This window comes from Streptomyces sp. NPDC051662 (genome assembly GCF_040681655.1).
Classification (GTDB): Bacteria; Actinomycetota; Actinomycetes; order Streptomycetales; family Streptomycetaceae; genus Streptomyces.
The window spans coordinates 436,585-456,991 of the sequence record NZ_JBFAZD010000004.1; the positions used below are offsets into that span (position 1 = coordinate 436,585).

The 20,407-nt window shown below is 69.4% G+C and carries 16 protein-coding genes and 3 tRNA genes; 12 read left to right on the top strand and 7 right to left on the bottom strand.

What is annotated here, in order from left to right; translation table 11 throughout:
* The first annotated feature begins 183 nt into the window (after positions 1-183).
* The 7 genes from purS (at position 184) to purM (ending at position 8,181) form a co-directional block, all read left to right on the top strand.
* Positions 184-435 carry a phosphoribosylformylglycinamidine synthase subunit PurS gene (gene purS, locus AB0M67_RS09695; protein ID WP_365744374.1) on the top strand — a complete coding sequence of 84 codons (252 nt, stop codon included), beginning with the start codon at positions 184-186 and terminating at the stop codon, positions 433-435.
* Positions 432-1,112, top strand: coding sequence for a phosphoribosylformylglycinamidine synthase subunit PurQ (purQ, locus tag AB0M67_RS09700; protein WP_365744376.1), 681 nt, complete (start codon positions 432-434; stop codon positions 1,110-1,112). Before purS ends, purQ begins: the two co-directional genes overlap by 4 nt.
* Complete coding sequence (purL, locus tag AB0M67_RS09705; protein ID WP_365744378.1) at positions 1,112-3,370, top strand: phosphoribosylformylglycinamidine synthase subunit PurL; 2,259 nt, start codon at positions 1,112-1,114, stop codon at positions 3,368-3,370. The genes purQ and purL overlap by 1 nt, the downstream gene beginning before the upstream one ends.
* Before the next feature lie 317 nt (positions 3,371-3,687).
* A complete protein-coding gene (locus tag AB0M67_RS09710; protein ID WP_365744380.1) occupies positions 3,688-4,491 on the top strand; it encodes a sterol carrier family protein in 804 nt (267 codons plus the stop codon).
* Positions 4,492-4,545: 54 nt separating this feature from the next.
* The gene (locus tag AB0M67_RS09715) at positions 4,546-5,436 is read left to right on the top strand and encodes an META domain-containing protein (RefSeq protein ID WP_365744382.1); all 891 of its coding nucleotides are present in this window, start codon (positions 4,546-4,548) and stop codon (positions 5,434-5,436) included.
* 73 nt (positions 5,437-5,509) lie between these two features.
* Entirely contained in the window at positions 5,510-7,036 is a 1,527-nt protein-coding gene (gene purF / locus AB0M67_RS09720; protein WP_249951648.1) for an amidophosphoribosyltransferase, read from the top strand.
* 74 nt (positions 7,037-7,110) lie between these two features.
* Positions 7,111-8,181: a phosphoribosylformylglycinamidine cyclo-ligase gene (gene purM / locus AB0M67_RS09725; protein WP_365744384.1), complete on the top strand. Its 1,071-nt coding sequence runs from the start codon at positions 7,111-7,113 to the stop codon at positions 8,179-8,181.
* A 178-nt stretch (positions 8,182-8,359) separates the two neighbouring features.
* Here the strand turns inward: purM and AB0M67_RS09730 are convergent, their stop codons facing one another.
* Both AB0M67_RS09730 and AB0M67_RS09735 read right to left on the bottom strand, forming a co-directional pair.
* Positions 8,360-8,611 carry a DUF3073 domain-containing protein gene (locus AB0M67_RS09730; protein ID WP_351419769.1) on the bottom strand — a complete coding sequence of 84 codons (252 nt, stop codon included), beginning with the start codon at positions 8,609-8,611 and terminating at the stop codon, positions 8,360-8,362.
* 302 nt (positions 8,612-8,913) lie between these two features.
* Positions 8,914-10,014 carry a Glu/Leu/Phe/Val dehydrogenase dimerization domain-containing protein gene (locus AB0M67_RS09735; RefSeq protein ID WP_365744387.1) on the bottom strand — a complete coding sequence of 367 codons (1,101 nt, stop codon included), beginning with the start codon at positions 10,012-10,014 and terminating at the stop codon, positions 8,914-8,916.
* A gap of 178 nt (positions 10,015-10,192) precedes the next feature.
* Between AB0M67_RS09735 and AB0M67_RS09740 the strand changes: the two genes are divergently transcribed.
* Positions 10,193-11,086 carry a hypothetical protein gene (locus tag AB0M67_RS09740; RefSeq protein WP_365744389.1) on the top strand — a complete coding sequence of 298 codons (894 nt, stop codon included), beginning with the start codon at positions 10,193-10,195 and terminating at the stop codon, positions 11,084-11,086.
* A 575-nt stretch (positions 11,087-11,661) separates the two neighbouring features.
* Positions 11,662-11,868 (top strand): developmental transcriptional regulator BldC, encoded by a 207-nt coding sequence (bldC, locus tag AB0M67_RS09745; RefSeq protein WP_003949541.1) that lies wholly within the window; start codon positions 11,662-11,664, stop codon positions 11,866-11,868.
* Between the two features lie 412 nt (positions 11,869-12,280).
* Here bldC and AB0M67_RS09750 read toward each other — a convergent pair whose 3' ends face one another.
* From AB0M67_RS09750 to hrpA, 3 genes are all read right to left on the bottom strand, one after another.
* Entirely contained in the window at positions 12,281-12,493 is a 213-nt protein-coding gene (locus tag AB0M67_RS09750; RefSeq protein WP_365744391.1) for a DUF6274 family protein, read from the bottom strand.
* A gap of 254 nt (positions 12,494-12,747) precedes the next feature.
* Positions 12,748-12,822, bottom strand: a tRNA-Asp gene (locus tag AB0M67_RS09755).
* A 101-nt stretch (positions 12,823-12,923) separates the two neighbouring features.
* Positions 12,924-16,874 (bottom strand): ATP-dependent RNA helicase HrpA, encoded by a 3,951-nt coding sequence (gene hrpA, locus AB0M67_RS09760; protein WP_365744393.1) that lies wholly within the window; start codon positions 16,872-16,874, stop codon positions 12,924-12,926.
* Between the two features lie 229 nt (positions 16,875-17,103).
* Here hrpA and AB0M67_RS09765 point away from each other — a divergent pair, with 229 nt between their 5' ends.
* From AB0M67_RS09765 to AB0M67_RS09775, 3 genes are all read left to right on the top strand, one after another.
* Positions 17,104-17,583, top strand: coding sequence for a hypothetical protein (locus tag AB0M67_RS09765; RefSeq protein WP_365744396.1), 480 nt, complete (start codon positions 17,104-17,106; stop codon positions 17,581-17,583).
* A gap of 94 nt (positions 17,584-17,677) precedes the next feature.
* Positions 17,678-18,478: a thioredoxin domain-containing protein gene (locus AB0M67_RS09770; RefSeq protein WP_365744398.1), complete on the top strand. Its 801-nt coding sequence runs from the start codon at positions 17,678-17,680 to the stop codon at positions 18,476-18,478.
* A complete protein-coding gene (locus AB0M67_RS09775; protein ID WP_365744400.1) occupies positions 18,475-19,374 on the top strand; it encodes a cytochrome c biogenesis CcdA family protein in 900 nt (299 codons plus the stop codon). The genes AB0M67_RS09770 and AB0M67_RS09775 overlap by 4 nt, the downstream gene beginning before the upstream one ends.
* Positions 19,375-19,429: 55 nt before the next feature.
* On the opposite strand, the gene AB0M67_RS09780 is transcribed toward AB0M67_RS09775, so the two are convergent.
* Positions 19,430-19,503 (bottom strand) — tRNA-Phe (locus AB0M67_RS09780).
* A gap of 21 nt (positions 19,504-19,524) precedes the next feature.
* Positions 19,525-19,599, bottom strand: a tRNA-Asp gene (locus tag AB0M67_RS09785).
* Between the last annotated feature and the right edge of the window lie 808 nt (positions 19,600-20,407).

Consider the following 20,407-nt stretch of genomic DNA (forward strand, 5'->3'; position numbering starts at 1 on the left):
CGACTTTTTCCCTGGATTTTTCCCGTTGTCGCCGGGGTCGAAATCGCGGCGTGATCTGCGAACCACCATATCTACCCGCGTAGATTTTCGAGCCGGGTACGCTGAGAGAGCTCGGGGGGTCTGGGGGATTCCCCGGAGAAGACAGCAGCGAGAACCAGCCGCACCACACCACCGGGAGTGCCAGTGGCACGCGTCGTAGTCGACGTCATGCTCAAGCCGGAGATCCTCGACCCGCAGGGCCAGGCGGTGCAGCGCGCACTGCCCCGCCTCGGTTTCGAGGGGATCGCCGACGTCCGCCAGGGGAAGCGCTTCGAGCTTGAGGTGGCAGGGCCGGTCGACGACGCCGCCCTCGCCCGTATCCATGAGATGGCCGAGACCTTTCTCGCCAACACCGTCATCGAAGACTTCATCGTGAAGGTCGAGGAGTCGAAGTGACCTCTCGTATCGGAGTCGTCACCTTCCCCGGCACGCTGGACGACCGGGACAGTCTGCGAGCCGTCCGGATCGCCGGGGCCGAGCCCGTCTCCCTCTGGCACCGCGACAAGGACCTCAAGCAGGTCGACGCCGTCGTGCTGGCCGGCGGCTTCAGTTACGGCGACTATCTGCGGGCGGGCGCCATCTCCCGGTTCTCCCCGGTGATGGAGACGGTCATCGAGCAGGCGAAGGCCGGTCTGCCGGTCCTCGGTATCTGCAACGGCTTCCAGATCCTCACCGAGTCCCATCTGCTGCCCGGCGCGATGCTCAGGAACAACCACCTGCACTTCATCTGCCGTGACCAGAAGCTGAGGGTGGAGACCACGGACACCGCCTGGACCGCCGATTACGAGGCCGGCCAGGAGATCTCCGTACCCCTCAAGAACATCGACGGCCGGTACGTCGCCGACGAGCGCACGCTCGACGAGCTGGAGGCCGAGGGCAGGATCGCCTTCCGCTATCTGGACGGCAACCCCAACGGTTCGCTGCGCGACATCGCCGGAGTCACCAACGCGGCGGGCAATGTCGTCGGCCTGATGCCGCACCCCGAGCACGCGGTGGAGCCGCTGATCGGTACGGGCCGTACCGACGGCCTGGGGTTCTTCACCTCGATCCTGAAGAAGCTGGTAAGCGCCTGATGACCATCAAGACCCTCGACACGGTCAAGCACGCGAGCGGCACGCCCGAGGCCGAGCAGCCCTGGAAGGAACTCGGCCTCAAGGAGGACGAGTACGCCCGGATCCGCGAGATCCTGGAGCGCCGTCCCACCGGCGCCGAGCTGGCCATGTACTCCGTCATGTGGTCCGAGCACTGCTCGTACAAGAGCAGCAAGGTGCACCTCAAGCAGTTCGGTGAGAAGGCCCCGGCCAGCGACGCCATGCTCGTCGGCATCGGTGAGAACGCGGGCGTCGTGGACGTCGGCCAGGGGTACGCGGTCACGTTCAAGGTCGAGTCCCACAACCACCCGTCGTACATCGAGCCCTACCAGGGCGCGGCCACCGGCGTCGGCGGCATCGTGCGCGACATCCTCGCCATGGGCGCCCGCCCGGTCGCCGTCGTGGACCCGCTCCGCTTCGGCGCCGCCGACCACCCCGACACCAAGCGCGTCCTGCCCGGCGTCGTCGCGGGCATCGGCGGCTACGGCAACTGCCTGGGCCTGCCGAACATCGGCGGCGAGGTCGTCTTCGACGCCTGCTACCAGGGCAACCCGCTGGTCAACGCCGGCTGTATCGGTGTGATGAAGCACGAGGACATCCACCTCGCGAAGGCCTCGGGCCCCGGCAACAAGGTGATCCTGTACGGCGCCCGCACCGGCGGCGACGGCATCGGCGGCGTGTCCGTCCTCGCCTCCGAGACCTTCGAGTCGACCGGGCCCGCCAAGCGGCCCGCCGTCCAGGTCGGCGACCCCTTCCAGGAGAAGCTGCTCATCGAGTGCACCCTGGAGATCTTCCGCGAGAAGCTCGTCGCCGGTATCCAGGACCTCGGCGGCGCCGGGCTCTCCTGCGCCACCAGCGAGCTGGCGTCCGCCGGTTCGGGCGGGATGCGGGTCGAGCTGGACACCGTGCCGCTGCGTGACGCGACCCTCTCGCCCGAGGAGATCCTCATGAGCGAGTCGCAGGAGCGCATGTGCGCGGTGGTCGAGCCCGACAAGGTCGACCGCTTCATGGAGATCTGCGAGAAGTGGGACGTCATCGCCACCGTCATCGGTGAGGTGACCGAGGGCGAGCGCCTGGAGATCTTCTGGCACGGCGAGCAGATCGTCGACGTACCGCCGCGCTCGGTGGCGCACGACGGTCCCGTCTACCACCGGCCGTACGCGCGCCCCGACTGGCAGGACGCCCTCCAGGCGGACGACGCCAACAAGCTGCCCCGTCCGGCGACCTCCGCCGAGCTGAGGGAGCAGGTCCTGCGGCTGATCGCGTCGCCTAACCAGGCGTCCAAGGCGTGGATCACCGATCAGTACGACCGGTTCGTGCAGGGCAACACCGTTCTCGCGCAGCCCGAGGACGCCGGAATGGTCCGGATCGACGAGGAGTCGAACCTCGGCGTGGCCATGGCGACCGACGGCAACGGCCGGTACGCGAAGCTCGACCCGTACACGGGCGCACAGCTCGCGCTGGCCGAGTCGTACCGCAATGTCGCCGCCTCCGGCGCCACGCCGCTCGCCATCTCCGACTGCCTGAACTTCGGCTCGCCCGAGGACCCGGCCGTCATGTGGCAGTTCGCCGAGGCCACCCGCGGTCTGGCGGACGGCTGCCTCCAGCTGGGCACCCCGGTCACCGGCGGCAATGTCTCGCTCTACAACCAGACCGGCGAGACGGCCATCCACCCGACGCCGGTCGTCGCCGTGCTCGGTGTGATCGATGACGTCAACCGCCGTACGCCGATCGCCTTCGCGGAAGAGGGCCAGCTCCTCTATCTGCTGGGCGAGACGCGCGAGGAGTTCGGTGGCTCGGCCTGGTCGCAGGTCGTCCATGACCACCTCGGCGGGCTGCCGCCGGCCGTGGACCTGGACCGGGAGAAGCTGCTCGGCGAGATCCTGATCTCGGCGTCCCGTGACGGCATGATCGACGCGGCGCACGATCTGAGCGACGGCGGTCTGATCCAGGCGGTCACCGAGTCCTGCCTGCGCGGCGGGAACGGCGCCCGGCTGGTCGTGCCGGACGGTCTGGACGCGTTCACGTTCCTGCTCAGCGAGTCCGCGGGGCGCGCGGTCGTCTCCGTACCGCGCAGCGAGGAGCTTCGCTTCACCGACATGTGCGGTGCGCGCGGGCTGCCCGTGACCCGGATCGGGGTCGTGGACGGCGAGGCGATCGAGATCCAGGACGAGTTCAGCGTCACGCTGGCCGAGCTGAAGGACGCCCACGAGGGCACGATCCCCGCGCTGCTGGCCTGAGGCACGGCCGTATCCGAGCCGTATCCGGGTCCGTAGCCGAGCCGCATCCGCGTTTCCGAACGCGGCGATGAGCCCCCCGCCCGGTCTCCACCGGACGGGGGCCCGTCGGCGGCCCGGCGTATATCCCCGCCGCGCCGGGGACGCGCGTTTCCGCCCGGAATTCGCCCCATTCGTACGGACCGAAAGCGGGCAGGACGGAATTCGGTGCGCAACGGCGGTGCCGGGATCACGCGCCGTCGCGGTCACTTCGCGCCAGTCGTGGCGGGGATACGTAAGGACCCCGGCGGCCGGCCGGGGGCCGCGCATATGCTCGCGCCATGCCACCGGCCAAGAAGCGTCTGCGCAGCTACGACTCCGCCAAGATCCGGACCGCTGTCCTGACCCAGTTCGGGACCGTACGCGAGGCAGTCGCCGGGCTCACCCCCGAGCAGCTCGCGCTGCCGACCGCGCTCGGCGACTGGACCGTTCGCGAGCTGGCCGCGCATCTCAGCATGGCCGTGGAGTCCGTCAACCGCTATCTCGAACAGCCCGAATACCCCGGACCGCCGCCCGGCCCCGTGGTCGTCCTGCCCGAGTGGCCGTTCACGACCGCCACCCACGCCACGGCCATCTCCGAGGACATTCGCGCGCTCGCCGCGTCCGCCACCCCCGACGAGCTGTTCGAGCGTGCCGGAACCCGGATCGCCGCGCTGCTGCCGGGCGCCCCGGACGACCGGCTGCTGGCCACCCGGATCGGGGCCATCCGCCTCGGGGACTATCTGGTCACCCGGACCGTGGAGCTGATCGTCCACACCGACGACCTGAACCGGGCGACCGGGCTGAGCGTCCCGTACGAGCGGCAGGCGCTCGCCGCCTGTACGCGGCTGCTCGCCGACGCCCTCGCGGTGAAGGCGCCCGGGGCCTCCACCGAGGTACGGATCCCGCCGTACGCCGTGGTGCAGTGCGTGGAGGGGCCGCGGCACACCCGTGGGACGCCGCCGAATGTCGTGGAGACCGATCCGCTGACCTGGGTCAGGCTCGCCACCGGGCGTACGACCTGGCGCGACGCGCTCGACACGGCGCGGGTCAGGGCCAGTGGAGAGCGCGCGGATCTGGCCGGGCTGCTCCCGCTCATGGGGTGACGGGACCCCGCCACCCGGGCGACAGAGGCAGAACCGGCGGAACCGGAGCCCCGCTTGTCCCGTCCCAGGGGTATGCCGAAGCAGCGGATCACCCCACTCACCACTGTCACAGCCGTCACTACCGTCGCTCTGCTCACACTGACCGCCTGCGGTACGGAGTCCGGATCGGGCTCCGGATCGGGCGCCGGCGCGGGCTCCGGCGGAGAGGTACGGACCGAGACCGCCCTCACCGACGTGCGCTGGAACGTCGACAGCGTGACCGTCGGCGGCCGGAAGACCGCGGCCCCCGCCGGTGCCAGCGTGGAGATCGACTCCCAGGGCCGGGCCAGCGCGACGACGGGCTGCAACTCCATCGGCGCGGATGTCACCGTCGAGGGCGACACGATCACCGTGGGCGAGAAGGAGACCACGTTGATCGGCTGTCCGAAGGAGCTGGAGACCTTCGAGAAGGCGCTGGACGGCGCGTTCTCCGGCCGGCTCAAGGCCACTGTCCAGGACAAACGGCTCACGCTCACCACCGCCGACGGCGACGCGATCGCCCTCACCTCCGAGCCCCCCGCGCCCCTCGTGGGCACCGAGTGGACCGTCGACGCGCTGGCCCAGGGCGCCACCGCGACCTCCCTGCCCAAGGGGACGGATGGCAAGGCGCGTTTCACGTTCCGTAAGGACGGCAAGGACCTGTCCATGGAGGGCAGCCTCGGCTGCAACTCCTTCAGCGCGCCCGCGCGGCTCTCCGAGTCCGCGTCCGGTGCTCCGGCCACGCTCACGATCGGCCGGGTCAGCTCCACCCGCAAGCTCTGCCCGGGGCCCGAAATGACCCTGGAACGCCAGGTTCAGAAGGTGCTGGAGGGCAAGGTCTCCTATGAGCTGCGTCACCGCGGGCTGGCCCTCACGGCCGCCGACGGCCAGGGGCTGAGCGCCACCGCGCCCGCTCCGGGCAAGTAGTCCGAGGGCCGGCGGGGGGCCGGTCCGTATCCCCAATTCGGACCAGTGGTCGATCTCGCCTACACTCGGTGGCGTGCCTCGTGGTGATGGACGACTCAACCACGACCTGCTCCCCGGAGAGAAAGGCCCCCAGGACGCTTGTGGCGTCTTCGGAGTCTGGGCCCCGGGCGAAGAGGTCGCCAAGCTCACCTATTTCGGACTGTATGCCCTGCAGCACCGTGGACAGGAGTCCGCGGGCATCGCAGTGAGCAATGGGTCCCAGATCCTGGTTTTCAAGGACATGGGTCTCGTCTCGCAGGTCTTCGACGAAACCTCCCTCAGCTCGCTCCTCGGCCATATCGCGGTGGGCCATGCCCGCTACTCCACCACCGGAGCCTCGGTGTGGGAGAACGCGCAGCCGACCTTCCGGGCCACGGGCCACGGCTCCATCGCGCTCGGCCACAACGGCAATCTGGTCAATACCGCCCAGCTCGCCGAGATGGTCGCCGATCTGCCCAAGGAGAACGGCCGGACGACCCGCGTCGCCGCCACCAATGACACCGACCTGGTCACCGCGCTGCTCGCCAGCCAGGTCGACGAGGACGGCAAGCCCCTCACGGTCGAGGACGCCGCCGCCAAGGTGCTGCCCGACGTCAAGGGCGCCTTCTCGTTCGTCTTCATGGACGAGCACACGCTCTACGCCGCCCGCGACCCCCAGGGCATCCGCCCGCTGGTCCTCGGCCGGCTCGAGCGTGGCTGGGTCGTCGCCTCCGAGGGCGCCGCTCTCGACATCTGCGGCGCCTCGTACGTTCGGGAGATTGAGCCCGGCGAGCTGATCGCCATCGACGAGAACGGTCTCCGTTCGCAGCGATTCGCGGAAGCGAAGCCCAAGGGCTGTGTCTTCGAGTATGTCTATCTGGCCCGTCCCGATACGGACATCGCCGGACGGAACGTCTATCTGTCCCGGGTCGAAATGGGGCGGAAACTCGCCAAGGAAGCTCCGGTCGAGGCGGATCTCGTCATAGCGACCCCGGAGTCCGGCACCCCGGCCGCGATCGGCTACGCGGAGGCCAGCGGTATCCCGTACGGCTCGGGCCTGGTCAAGAACGCCTATGTCGGCCGGACCTTCATCCAGCCGTCCCAGACCATCCGCCAGCTGGGCATCCGCCTCAAGCTGAACCCGCTGAAGGAAGTCATCCGGGGCAAGCGTCTGGTCGTCGTCGACGACTCGATCGTCCGCGGCAACACCCAGCGCGCCCTGGTCAAGATGCTCCGTGAGGCGGGCGCCGCCGAGGTCCATATCCGGATCTCGTCGCCCCCGGTGAAGTGGCCGTGCTTCTTCGGGATAGATTTCGCCACCCGCGCCGAGCTGATCGCCAACGGTATGACGGTCGAGGAGATCGGCGTCTCCATGGGGGCCGACTCCCTGGCGTACATCTCCCTCGACGGGATGATCGAGGCGACGACCATCGCCAAGCCGAACCTCTGCCGCGCCTGTTTCGACGGCGAGTACCCGATGGATCTTCCCGACCCCGAGCTCCTCGGCAAGCAGCTGCTGGAGACCGAGCTGGCGGCGGGCCCGGCCAACACCGCCGCCACGGACGCGCTCCGCCGCCCGTAGCCGCCCGCGTCCCTCCCCGCCCGTGACCGTCCGTCCCAACAGACGACCGCAAGACGACAGGAAAGTACCCAGCCATGTCCGAAACGACTACTGGTGCCAGCTATGCCGCCGCGGGCGTCGATATCGAAGCCGGTGACCGCGCGGTCGAGCTGATGAAGGAGTGGGTGAAGAAGACCCGGCGCCCCGAGGTGCTCGGTGGCCTCGGCGGCTTCGCCGGCCTCTTCGATGCCTCCGCCCTCAAACGCTACGAGCGCCCGCTGCTCGCCTCAGCCACCGACGGCGTCGGTACGAAGGTGGATCTCGCGCGCAAGATGGGCGTGTACGACACGATCGGTCACGATCTGGTCGGCATGGTCGTCGACGATCTGGTGGTCTGCGGCGCCGAGCCCCTCTTCATGACCGACTACATCTGTGTCGGCAAGGTCCACCCCGAGCGCGTCGCCGCCATCGTCAAGGGCATCGCCGAAGGCTGTGTGCTGGCCGGCTGCGCCCTGGTCGGCGGCGAGACCGCCGAACACCCGGGACTGCTCGGCGAGGACGACTTCGATGTCGCGGGCGCCGGTACGGGTGTGGTCGAGGCGGACCGGCTGCTCGGCGCGGATCGTATCCGTACGGGTGACGCGGTGATCGCCATGGCGTCCTCCGGTCTTCACTCCAACGGGTACTCGCTGGTCCGGCACGTGGTCTTCGACCGGGCCGGCTGGTCGCTGGACCGCGAGGTCGCGGAGTTCGGCCGCACCCTCGGCGAGGAACTGCTCGAACCGACCAAGATCTACTCGCTGGACTGTCTGGCGCTCGCCAGGACCACCGAGGTGCACGCGTTCAGCCACATCACCGGCGGCGGTCTGGCGGCCAATCTGGCCCGGGTGATCCCGGACGGACTGCACGCCACGGTGGACCGCTCGACCTGGACGCCCGGCGCGGTCTTCGACGTCATCGGAACGGCGGGCCGGGTGGAGCGCCTGGAGCTGGAGAAGACGCTGAACATGGGCGTGGGCATGATGGCCGTCGTCCCGGCGGAGTCGGCCGGCGCCGCGCTCACCACGCTCGCCGACCGAGGGGTGGACGCCTGGGTCGCCGGAGAGATCACCGAGCGGGCCGGCCGCTCCACCGGCGCCACGCTGACCGGCGACTACGCGCGCTGAGTGACTACGCGGGCTGAGTGCGGACAGACCTGTCTGTCCTGGGGGCCGCCCCGGCATCGCCGGGGCCCCAGGACGGTACGGGACCGGGCAGAAGCGGACAGCACAGAACCCGGTCCCGGACTACCGCCCAGGACCGGGCAATGAGCTACTGCTCGGGGTATATCGACGTATAAGGACGTCAAGCGCCGCGGCGCCGCGTCGAGGGTCCGGACTCGTCGTCCTCGTCCTCGTCGTCGTTGTACCGATCCGCGTACTGTGCGTACGGGTCATCTTCCTCTTCGTCATCCTCGAACGGCTCCGCGTTCGGTGGTTGACTTGAAGGCGATGCGCCCAGCTCGTTGGCCAGACGCGACAGGTCAGTCCCGCCGCTGTTGTACTTCAGCTGGCGGGCGACCTTCGTCTGCTTGGCCTTGGCCCGGCCGCGCCCCATGGCTCGACCCCCTCGGTGACGGGGCTCGACGGCCCCAGAGTCTTGACACGCGTTCATGAATCAGAACGAGCTCTCCGCGGAGAGACCCGTCCGTAGGGCTTCAACGGTACCTGCTTCCGCGGCCATACGGTACGCCGCCCGCATGACGCGCCTTTCCGCAGGACCAACGAGGCGCCCCGTCCTCGCTGGTCAGCTGCGATTTTAACCTCTTCTTGCCGGGCGACCCGCCGACCGGCGTGAGTCTGGTCTCCCGAACGGCCCCCCGCGCGGTCCCGCGCAGGTCACGCGGGCCTCGCGCACGGTCAGCGGTGGCGGGCTTCCGCCATCCTGTGCTCGGCGATCCTGTCCGCCGCGGCGGCCGGCGGAATACCGTCTTCCTTCGCACGTGCGAATATCGCCAGCGTGGTGTCGAAGATCTTCGCGGCCTTCGCGTGGCACCGGTCGAAGTCGAACCCGTTCAGTTCGTCGGCGACCTGGATCACTCCGCCGGCGTTCACCACGTAGTCGGGCGCGTAGAGGATCCCGCGGTCCGAGAGGTCCTTCTCGACACCGGGGTGGGCGAGCTGGTTGTTGGCCGCTCCGCACACCACGGCCGCGGTGAGGACGGGCACGGACTCGTCGTTCAGCGCGCCGCCGAGGGCGCACGGGGCGTAGATGTCCATGCCCGTGGTGCGGATCAGCGCGTCGTTGTCGGCGACGACGGCGACCTGGGGATGGCGGTCGGTGATGCGGGTGACCGACTCTTCCCGTACGTCCGTGATGACGACCTGCGCGCCGTCCTGGAGCAGATGCTCCACGAGATGCCGCCCGACCTTGCCGACGCCCGCGACCCCGACCGTACGGCCGCGCAGCGACGGGTCGCCCCACAGGTGCCGCGCGCTCGCCCGCATGCCCTGGAAGACCCCGAAGGCCGTCAGGACCGAGGAGTCGCCCGCCCCGCCGTTCTCCGGGGACCGTCCCGTGGTCCACCGGCACTCGCGCGCCACGACGTCCATGTCCGCGACGTACGTGCCGACATCGCAGGCGGTGACGTACCGGCCGCCGAGCGAGGCCACGAACCGGCCGTAGGCCAGCAGCAGCTCGGTCCTTCTGCCGCCCTCGATCTGGGCGGAGTCCCCGATGATCACGGCCTTGCCGCCGCCGTGGTCGAGCCCGGCCAGGGCGTTCTTGTACGACATGCCCCGGGAGAGGTTCAGCGCGTCGGCGACGGCCTCTTCCTCGGACGCGTAGGGGTAGAAACGGGTGCCGCCCAGGGCGGGGCCCAGGGCGGTCGAATGGATGGCGATAACGGCCTTGAGGCCGCTGGCACGGTCCTGGCAGAGCACGACTTGCTCGTGGCCTCCCTGCTCCGAACGGAACAGGGTGTGCAGTACGTCGACAGGAGCGCCGGTCACATCGGTCACTGTGGTGACTCCCAAGTACGAAGCGGCGGTGGGAAGGCCCCTCCTGCTGGGTGGGGGAGGGACCGTTGAACGGTTGGGCGGTCGAGCAAGCAAGAGAGTAATTCCTGCGGGGGCGCAGATCAGCCGCAGTGCCGAGGATCACCCCCTTGTGGGGTACGGGCATGGGACGATGCGCCGCATGCCTGCGGTGTCTTCAGTTCTCGTCCCTTACGCGTCCTACCTGCGGGTCTACGAGCCGCTGGCGGCCTTCGCCGAGCCCGAGCGCGGCCATTGGCGACGCTACGCCGCCCGGGACGGAACACCGACCGCACAGGACGAACTACGGCGCTCCCTGGCCGACTTGCTGCCCACTCCGCCGGTGCCCGTGCCGGTGCACGAGAGCGCGGACGCCTTCATCACCGAGGTGGACGGTGTGGTGTGCGTCTGTCCCTGGCGGACGCGGCTGCGCGGCTGGCTGGCGCTTGAGGAGCTGGGGGAGCTGCTGCCCGTACCGCTGCTGGACGCGGTACTGCCGCCGGTGGTGCGCGGGCAGGCGGCGAAGGACTACGAGCGCTGGCGGGACAGCAACCCGGACGCGCGGCCGTGGATCCGGACGGCCGTCTGGCAGGTGCCGGTGCGCTGGTTCACGCTCTTCTCCGATGACGAGCGCACTTTTGAGCCAGGTGGGGCGGCGCCGGACGGCGCCGAACCGGACGGGGCCGAGCGGGGCGGTACGGAACCGGGCGGCGCGCGCGTGCTGCGGTACCGGACCCCGATGGTGCAGGCCAGGCGCCGGCTGGCCCGCTCGCTGAAAACCCTGCGGGACACCGTGGACGACGGTCCGCTGATCGACGGCCTGGTGGACGTCGGGCGCTGGCTGGAGGAGTTCCATCCGCGCTCACTGGTCGAACTGGACTACGGAGGTCTGGTGCACGTACTGTCCTGCGCTCAGCTTGCCGAGGACCACTCGGCGGCCGATGTGGCGGCGGCGATCACGGCGCTGCGGGACGGGGACGACGAGGGTGCCGGGGAGGCGTACGGACGGCTCACGGAGCGGTGGCGGGCGGTCCGGGACCGCCAGTTCGCGAACTGAGTTCATCCGTGTTCATCCTCCGTCTCCCTTCCCGACTCCCGCGCGGCGGAGGGTGACGGGCAGCGGGCGCAGGGAAACGGGCGCCGAAACGGGCAGTGCGCGGTCCTTCACGGGCGGTGAACCGGGCCTAGGGCAGAGGTCCCGATCCGGGCCTTTGCCTCAAGCGTGACGGACCGCACTAACGGGGCTCTTGCGCCCATCACCCACCCTCGTGTCAAAATAGGACAAGGAGTCCGGGGAGGGTTCCTTCCGTCCAAGTGTGGGCGGAACGCTCAGCATTGCACTCTATATGGGGGGTCTGTTGACTCCTGATCGCTCTGTGACTGATCGTATCTGTGACGTGACTGTCCGCTATGGCATGGTCCATCGGCTTCCGCCACTGATGAACACCTCAGAGGGCAATTCCATCGGTTTGGCCGACGTGGCTGGACGGATGGTGTAGTTGTAGTGCCGAGGACAAGCCGTTCGTCCTATAACCGACTCGGCCCGCGTCCGCCATTTCGGGCAACGCGGGTCAAGGTGCAGAATTTAGAGGAAAGAACCGAGATGGTTCGGTTCTCCCGAGGAGGCCGCTCATGACCGCTCGCACCCCTGATGCCGAGCCGCTGCTGACCCCGGCTGAGGTTGCCACGATGTTCCGCGTGGACCCGAAGACGGTCACTCGCTGGGCAAAAGCCGGCAAGCTCACGTCCATCCGCACGCTCGGTGGGCATCGCCGGTATCGCGAGGCAGAGGTCCGCGCACTGCTTGCGGGTATTCCGCAGCAGCGCAGCGAGGCCTGAACAACTCAGTAAGGCTCATTAGGGCGCAACTACAAGCAGGGCACAGCCGGGTCCCCCAAACTCGGTCGTCCCGACCCATAGCTCCACACGACGGGCGCCTGCCCCAACAGGCCCCATGCCCTCGCATCACGGGGTAAGTCGTCGATCGCGCTGGACTCCGCCGGGTCCAGCGCGATCTTTTTTGTGCGCCGGGGAGGCGGTGTCCCGGCCCTGTTGGGGCGCTGTGCGGGGGGTGTCGAAGGCACCTCCGGAGGGGTTCGGGAGAGGGTGCAATTGCACATATTAAATTGGTCGATTGTAGGTGGGGTGTAAGCGCCGTCATTCCAGAAACTCATTCGGTGACTAGCGTCACACCGCGAAAGTCTTGCCAACAGTGGGAGCGCTACCGGATGGATCGCGCTCGTACGGTCGGTCACGGAGCCGAGGCGGCCTGGCCCTCGGCTAACTCGTCGTCCAGGAAGCACTCTTCGAGGAAAAGATCGTCGTTCGCCGAGGACTCCATGGCGAGCCGCTGGAGGCGATGACAGATCGGGCAGTACCCGGTGCGATGCGGTCGGCCGGACGCGGCCGCCAGATGGGCGCGCAACAGCGCGCGGGTCTCATGCTTGGTCGTCGATGCCGTCACGCACACCACCCCCGGTGCGGGCCCGTGGATGCGGTGAGCGTGGGGCCCTTCTGCTTAGGTACCCCCGGCCGTTGGCCTCGTCAAGGAGACGCGGCCCCGGCCCGGTCGATTTGGGTACGCCATTACTGCCGCGTGACCAGGGCGTCGACGGCGCTTGCCGTATGCAATGGGGTCACCTGTGAACGGGGTGGTGAGGGGGGACAGCGGAAGAGCCCGCATCCGATGTGGATACGGGCTCTTCCTCACTGCTACTGCGGTCCTGACGGGATTTGAACCCGCGGCCTCCACCTTGACAGGGTGGCGAGCACTCCAAACTGCTCCACAGGACCAGGTTTCGCGGCCCCGTACCGGCGGCTGCGAAACGAGACTCTACAGCAGCTCGGAGGGTCCGGTCGAACTCACTCCCCGCGCACCCTCCGCCATGAACGCGTTACGGCGCCGCCGCGTCGATCGCCTTGATGATCCGCTTGTCCGAGACGGGCTGCGCGGTGCCCAGCGCGTGCGCGAAGTAGCTCACCCGCAGCTCCTCGATCATCCAGCGGATGTCCAGCACCTGCTGCGGCACCGGTCGTCCCCGCGGGAGCTGTTCGAGCAGCCAGGCGTACTCGTCCCGCATCTCATGGACCTTCGCCATGCGGGTGGTGTCGCGCTGGACGTTCGTCGGCATCTGCTGGAGCCGGCGGTCCGCCGCGACGAGATAGCGCATCAGGTCGGGCAGTCTGCGCAGCCCGGTGCGGGTGACGAAGCCGGCCGGTACGAGGGCCGCCAGCTGGTCCCTGACGTCCTGGACGTTGTTGATCAGCGTCGGACTGCCCGTGGCCTTCAGACGGCGCTCACAGGCCTGCCAGGCGGCCAGGATCTGCTGGACCTGCCCGATGGTCCGTACGGTCGCGTCGACGAGATCGGCGCGCACCTTGTCGTACAGCTTCCGGAACGATTCCTCGTCCCACGCCGGACCCCCGTGGTCCGCGATCAGCTTGTCGGCGGCGGCCATGGCGCAGTCGTCGAAGAGCGCCTGGATGGAGCCGTGCGGATTGCGGGAGAGCGCCAGCTTCTGCTGGTTGGTGAGCTTGTCGGAGGCGAACTTCGCAGGGTTCACCGGGATGTTCAGCAGGATCAGCCGGCGCGTACCCGCCCACATCGCCTGCCGCTGCTCCGCCTCGGTGTCGAAGAGCCGCACGGCCACGGTCGCGCCCTGGTCGACCAGCGCCGGGTACGCCTTGACCGGCTGGCCGGCCCGCCGGGTCTCGAAGACCTGGGAGAGCGTGCCGATCGTCCACTCCGTCAGCCCCGTACGTTCGATCGCCTCGCCGCCCGAGCGTTCGGCGGTGGCCGCGGCGGCCTTGGAGAGCGCCTGGCGGGCCTTGGGGCGCAGCTGGAGCTTGAGCGCCTCCAGGTCTTTCCCCTCGGCGAATTCGGCGACCCTGCGGCGCCGCTCGTCGACGATACGGAACGTGATCCTGAGATGGTCGGGCATCCGGGCGGGATCGAAGTCGTCGGCCGTGACCGGCACCCCGACCATCCGCTGGAGCTCGCGGGCCAGTGTCACCGGCAGCGGTTCCTGGAGGGGCACGGCCCGCTCCAGGAACGCCTTGGCGTAGTTCGGCGCGGGCACGTAGTGGCGGCGGATCGGCTTGGGCAGGGAGCGGATCAGTTCCATGACCACCTCCTCGCGCAGGCCCGGGATCTGCCAGTCGAAGCCCTCGGAGGTGATCTGGTTGAGCACATGGAGCGGGACATGGACGGTCACGCCGTCCGCGTCCGTACCCGGCTCGAACTGGTACGTCACCCGGAACTTGAGCGGCCCCTGCCGCCAGGAGTCCGGGTAGTCGTCCTTGGTGACCGAGCCGGCCCTCTCGTTGATGAGCATCGAGCGCTCGAAGTCGAGCAGCTCCGGCTCCTCGCGGCGTCTCTTCTTCCACCACGAGTCGAAGTGCGCGCCGGAGACCACCTCGTCCGGCACCCGCCGGTCGTAGAAGTCGTAGAGCGTCTCGTCGTCCACGAGGATGTCGCGGCGCCGGGCGCGGTGCTCCAACTCCTCGACCTCGCCCAGGAGTTTGCGATTGTCATGGAAGAACTGGTGGTGCGTGCGCCAGTCGCCCTCGACCAGCGCGTGGCGGATGAACAGCTCCCGGGACGCCTCCGGGTCGATTCGGCCGAAATTCACCTTGCGCTGGGCGACGATCGGCACCCCGTACAGCGTCACCTTCTCGTACGCCATCACGGCCGCCATGTCCTTCTCCCAGTGCGGCTCGCTGTACGTCCGCTTGAGGAGATGGCCGGCCAGGGGCTCGATCCACTCGGGCTCGATCTTCGCGTTGACTCGCGCCCAGAGCCGGGAGGTCTCCACCAGCTCGGCGGACATGAGGAAGCGCGGCGGCTTCTTGAAAAGCGCCGAGCCGGGGAACACCGCGAACTTCGCGCTGCGGGCGCCCAGATACTCGTTCTTGGCGCCGTCTTTCACATCCTTCATCCCGATATGCGAGAGGAGCCCGGCCAGCAGCGAGACATGGATGGGCTGGTCCGCCGCGTCCTCCTCGTTGAGGTGGATACCCATCTGCTTGGCGACCGTACGCAGCTGCGCGTAGATGTCCTGCCACTCGCGGATCCGCAGGAAGTTCAGATACTCCGACTTGCACATCCGGCGGAAGGCCGAGGAGGACAGCGTCTTCTGCTGCTCCCTGATGTAGCGCCAGAGATTGATGAAGGCCAGGAAGTCGGACGTCTCGTCCTTGAACCGGGCGTGCTGCTGGTCTGCCTGGGCCTGCTTCTCGACGGGCCGCTCGCGCGGGTCCTGGATGGAGAGCGCGGCGGCGATCACCATCACTTCGCGTACGCAGCCGTTGCGGTCGGCCTCGATGACCATCCGGGCCAGCCGCGGGTCCACGGGGAGCTGGGAGAGCTTGCGGCCGAGCGGCGTGAGCCGCTTCTTCGGATCCTTCTGCGCGGCCTGCGACGGATCGAACGCGCCCAGCTCCTGGAGCAGCTGCACACCGTCGCGGATATTGCGGTGGTCCGGCGGATCGATGAACGGGAACTTCTCGATGTCGCCGAGCCCGGCCGCGGTCATCTGGAGGATGACGGACGCCAGATTCGTACGGAGGATCTCGGCGTCGGTGAACTCCGGGCGCGACTCGAAGTCCTCCTCGGAGTAGAGCCGGATGCAGACGCCGTCCGACGTACGGCCGCAGCGGCCCTTGCGCTGGTTGGCGCTGGCCTGGGAGATCTTCTCGATCGGCAGCCGCTGGACCTTGGTGCGATGGCTGTAGCGGGAGATCCGGGCGTTGCCCGGGTCGATCACGTACTTGATGCCGGGGACGGTCAGCGAGGTCTCGGCGACGTTCGTCGCGAGGACGATCCGGCGTCCGCTGTGCTTCTGGAACACCCGGTTCTGCTCGGCGTGCGAGAGCCGGGCGTAGAGCGGCAGAACCTCGGTGTTCCGGTGCTGGAGCTTCTGCAGGGCGTCGGCGGTGTCGCGGATCTCGCGCTCGCCGGAGAGGAAGACCAGGATGTCACCGGGGTCCTCCCGCTGGAGTTCGTCCACGGCTTCGGAGATCGCGGTGATCTGGTCGCGGTCGCCCTCGTCGCCGTCCTCCTCCAGCAGGGGCCGGTAGCGGACCTCGACCGGGTACGTACGGCCCGAGACCTCCACGATGGGCGCGTCCGCGAAGTGCCGGGAGAAACGTTCCGGGTCGATGGTCGCGGAGGTGATGACGACCTTGAGGTCGGGGCGTCTGGGGAGCAGCTGGGCGAGATAGCCGAGCAGGAAGTCGATGTTGAGGCTTCGCTCATGGGCCTCGTCGATGATGATCGTGTCGTACGCGAGCAGCTCGCGGTCCGTCTGGACCTCGGCGAGCAGGATCCCGTCCGTCATCAGCTTGACGAACGTCGCGTCCTGGTCGACCTGATCGGTGAAGCGGACCTTCCAGCCGACGGCCTCGCCCAGCGGTGTGTCCAGCTCCTCCGCGACACGTTCCGCGACCGTACGGGCGGCGATCCGGCGCGGCTGGGTGTGCCCGATCATGCCGCGGACACCGCGGCCCAGCTCCAGGCAGATCTTGGGGATCTGGGTCGTCTTGCCCGACCCGGTCTCCCCGGCGACGATCACGACCTGGTGGTCGCGTATCGCCTCCAGGATCTGGTCCTTCTTCTGGCTGACGGGCAGCTGCTCGGGGTACGAGACGGCGGGCATCCGCCCGGCGCGCAGCCGCGTCCGCTCGGCGGCCTTCTCGGCCTGACCCGCGATCTCGTCCAGCACGGCCTGCCGCGCGTCGGGCTTACGGATGCGCCGTGCGCCTTCGAGACGGCGGCCGAGCCGCTGCGCGTCACGCAGCGAGACGTCGGCCAGCAGGGTCTGGAGGTCGGCGAAGGAAGTAGACATACCTGGCCCAGGATCTCACCCGCGGCTCGGGAGTGGCGAACCCATTTCAGCGGCGGACCCGGCGCGGCGGTGCGGCGGGTCGAAGGGCCGTATTGCCCGATGGGGATGAGCACCCCTTACGATGCGAGGCGGGCCCCCCGTACCCCGTACCCGGTCCGTCCCCCGTCCCCCGTCCCCCGTCCTCGTAGCGCTCGTCCCCGTACCGCCGTCGCCCGGAGAGGCTCCCCTGATGACCCGCGTGCCCACCGGAAGCAGGCGCCGCCGCTTCGTGGGTGTGGGCATGGGCGGGGCGCTGCTGGGGATGCTGGTCGCGCTGCTGTTCTGCCTTCCGTCGGCGGCGGCGTCGGACTTCGTATCGGCTTCCCCGCCGGCGGTGGGGACCGTCGGGACAGTGGCGGCTGCCGGGGCTGCCGGGGCTGCCGGGGCTTCCGGCGCTTTCGGGACCGAGACAGAGACCGTGACGGCCGGTGGCGGGTACGGCGGTCGGACTCCGGGCTGTGGGCGCGGCGACCGGGACGATACGGGCACCCCGCCCATCGCCCCCGCGCGCGGCAGCCTGGTCCATGAACTGCTGCCCGCGCTGTGCGACGCCCGCGACACCGGCGACGCGTGGGGCATCGCTCAGGCCGTGCTCGCCGTGATACCCGATCGCGGGCCGCCGCCGGTCGCCGCGCCCTCTCCGGTCGATCTCTCCGTACTGCGCGTATAGGGGCCGGCTGCGTCCGCCGCTTTCGTCCCCCTTCTTCACGTCTTCACGGATCGCAACGGAGAGTCGATCACCCATGTCCGCACAGCCTTCCCGCATGTCCTCCCGCCGTGCCGTCGCCATCGGCGCCGGTGTCGTGGCCGCCGCCGCCCTGCTCGGCGTCGTCTCGTACACCGCGACCAAACCCGCCACCACCACGTCCGACGCCTCCACCAGCGTCACGACCGGGGAAAGCCCGGCCGCCGAGGTCTCCGCGGAGCCGGGGGCCGGGGTCTATTCCGAGCTGGCCAAGCTCGCCCGCCGCGACGGAGCCGACCCCCTCGCCGTCGGCCGCGCGGACGCGCCGGTCGTCCTCGTCGAGTACGCCGACTTCAAGTGCGGCTACTGCGGCAAGTTCGCCCGGGACACCGAGCCCGGCCTCATCGAGAAGTACGTCAAGAAGGGCACGCTGCGCATCGAGTGGCGCAACTTCCCGCTCTTCGGTGAGGAGTCGGAGGCCGCCGCCCGCGCCGGCTGGGCCGCCGGACAGCAGGGCCGCTTCTGGGAGTTCCACTCGGCCGCGTACGCCGAGGGCTCGAAGGAGAAGGGCTTCGGCGACGACCGGCTCGCCGCGCTCGCCCGGGAGGCCGGGGTGAAGGACTTGGAGCGGTTCCAGCGCGACCGTGCCGGGGACGCCGCCGCCGCGGCCGTACGGAAGGACCAGGAGGAGGCGTTCGGCCTCGGCGCCACATCCACCCCGTCCTTCCTCATCAACGGCCGCCCCATCGCCGGCGCGCAGCCGGACGAGACCTTCACCCAGGCCATCGAGTCGGCGAAAGCCGCGGCGGACGCGGCGACGGACGCCCCCGGGGCCGAGAAGAGCGGCAAGGCGGATACGGACGGCAAGGAGGACCGATGACCGACATCGGGTATCCGGTCGCCCTGATCGGCGGCCTCCTCGCGCTGCTCAGCCCGTGCAGCGCGCTGCTCCTGCCCGCGTTCTTCGCGTACTCCATCGACTCGGCCGGCCGGCTCCTGGCCCGTACCGGCATCTTCTACCTCGGCCTCGCGACCACACTCGTCCCGCTGGGCGCCGCCGGTTCCTTCGCCGGCCGGCTGTTCTACGGGCACCGCGATCTGCTGGTCACCACCGGCGGCTGGCTGATCATCGCGCTCGGGGTCGCCCAGATCATCGGCATGGGCTTCGCCTCGCGCCGTATGGCCGCGCTGTCGGGCCGGATCCGTCCGACGACCGCGCTGTCCGTGTACGCGCTCGGCATGGTCTACGGGCTCGCCGGGTTCTGCGCGGGCCCGATCCTCGGCAGCGTGCTGACCGTGGCCGCGCTGAGCGGCAGTCCGGCCTACGGCGGGCTGCTGCTCGCGGTGTACGCGCTCGGCATGGCCGTACCGCTGTTCCTGCTCGCCCTGCTCTGGGAACGCTTCGATCTCGGCGGGCGGCGGTGGCTGCGCGGCCGGGCCTTCCGGCTCGGCCGCTTCGAGCTGCATACGACCTCGCTGCTCTCGGGGCTTTTCTTCATCGTCCTGGGCGCGGTCTTCCTCGCCTTCGACGGGACGACGGCGCTGCCGGGGCTGCTCTCGGTCGACGACTCCTTCGCCACCGAACAGTGGGCGCGCGGGGTCGGTGCGGCGATCCCGGACTGGGCGCTGCTGGGCGCGGTGGTGCTGGTGGTGGCGGTGATCACACTGGTGCGCTGGTTCCGCGGCCGTGCTGACCGCGCGGAGCGCGACGAGCGGGCTGAGCGGGCTGAGGGTGCTGAGAGTGCCGAGCCGGTGCGTAAGGGAACGGGAGCATAAGAGAAGCCCCCCGCCGAGATTCTCGGTGGGGGGCTGCCGCCCTCGCGGGCCGAAGTGGCTGGGGCCGGGATCGAACCGGCGACCTATCGCTTTTCAGGCGATCGCTCGTACCAACTGAGCTACCCAGCCACGCAACCTCTCGGCTGCAAGCGGTCCTGACGGGATTTGAACCCGCGGCCTCCACCTTGACAGGGTGGCGAGCACTCCAAACTGCTCCACAGGACCAAGCGATGTGCGAGCACCAGTCTCGCACACGGTGTCAGGAGCCGCTGTTCTCGGGACCCGATTCGGCTTCCCCGACCCCGAGAGCCGCAGCAGCGTGGAGCGGGTGGCCTTCGCGGGGCGCACCGGCACCGAGGTCTGGGAGGAGCTCCAGCGTCACCGCGTCTTCGCCCTGCCCTGCCGGCAGTTCCACTGGGCCGAGCCCTCGGAAGGCGAACACATGCTGCGGATAGCCCTCGCCAGGTCCGCCGAGCCGCTGGAGCAGTCCGGGTGGACCGCGGCCCCTTCGCACGGCGGGTTCTTTCTCTGGCTGAAATGTGACGTGGGATTACTGGAAGAGCAATTGTTAGGCAAAGCACTCAAGTCGAAGATGAGGATTGCGGCGGGTTCACGCTTCGGCCATGCCGGAGGTACCGCGGTACGCCTCTCCTATTCGTTCAACCCGCCCGGTCTGTTCGAGGGGGCCGGCAGCGTCCGAACGGCCCTCGACCTGCCGCCCGGGCTTGCAGGGACCCTGCCCCGGGAGGTCGAGAACGCCGCGTACCGCCTGGTCATCGAAGCGCTGACCAATATCCGCAGGCACGCCCCCGAGGCCCGCCTGGTGACGGTCGCGGTGGCTCGCGACACGGCCGGGCTCAGGGTCGCCGTCGCCGACGACGGCGGGCTGCCCGCCGGGCACGCCCCCGCCCCCCCGCGCCGACGGCGGTACCGGCCTGGTGGCGCTCACCGCGCACTTCGACGGTCTGCGGGGCAGGTTCGAAGCGGGGCCAGGTCCGGTGGGCTGGACCGTCGTCGGCGTGCTGCCCCTGGA

Bases quoted from the DNA above. Each gene is read 5' to 3' on its own strand.
- purL (WP_365744378.1), top strand. From the start codon at position 1,112: ATGACCATCAAGACCCTCGACACGGTCAAGCACGCGAGCGGCACGCCC.
- AB0M67_RS09710 (WP_365744380.1), top strand. From the start codon at position 3,688: ATGCCACCGGCCAAGAAGCGTCTGCGCAGCTACGACTCCGCCAAGATC.
- purM (WP_365744384.1), top strand. From the start codon at position 7,111: ATGTCCGAAACGACTACTGGTGCCAGCTATGCCGCCGCGGGCGTCGAT.
- AB0M67_RS09730 (WP_351419769.1), bottom strand. From the start codon at position 8,611: ATGGGGCGCGGCCGGGCCAAGGCCAAGCAGACGAAGGTCGCCCGCCAG.
- AB0M67_RS09740 (WP_365744389.1), top strand. From the start codon at position 10,193: ATGCCTGCGGTGTCTTCAGTTCTCGTCCCTTACGCGTCCTACCTGCGG.
- bldC (WP_003949541.1), top strand. From the start codon at position 11,662: ATGACCGCTCGCACCCCTGATGCCGAGCCGCTGCTGACCCCGGCTGAG.
- hrpA (WP_365744393.1), bottom strand. From the start codon at position 16,874: ATGTCTACTTCCTTCGCCGACCTCCAGACCCTGCTGGCCGACGTCTCG.
- AB0M67_RS09765 (WP_365744396.1), top strand. From the start codon at position 17,104: ATGACCCGCGTGCCCACCGGAAGCAGGCGCCGCCGCTTCGTGGGTGTG.
- AB0M67_RS09770 (WP_365744398.1), top strand. From the start codon at position 17,678: ATGTCCTCCCGCCGTGCCGTCGCCATCGGCGCCGGTGTCGTGGCCGCC.
- AB0M67_RS09775 (WP_365744400.1), top strand. From the start codon at position 18,475: ATGACCGACATCGGGTATCCGGTCGCCCTGATCGGCGGCCTCCTCGCG.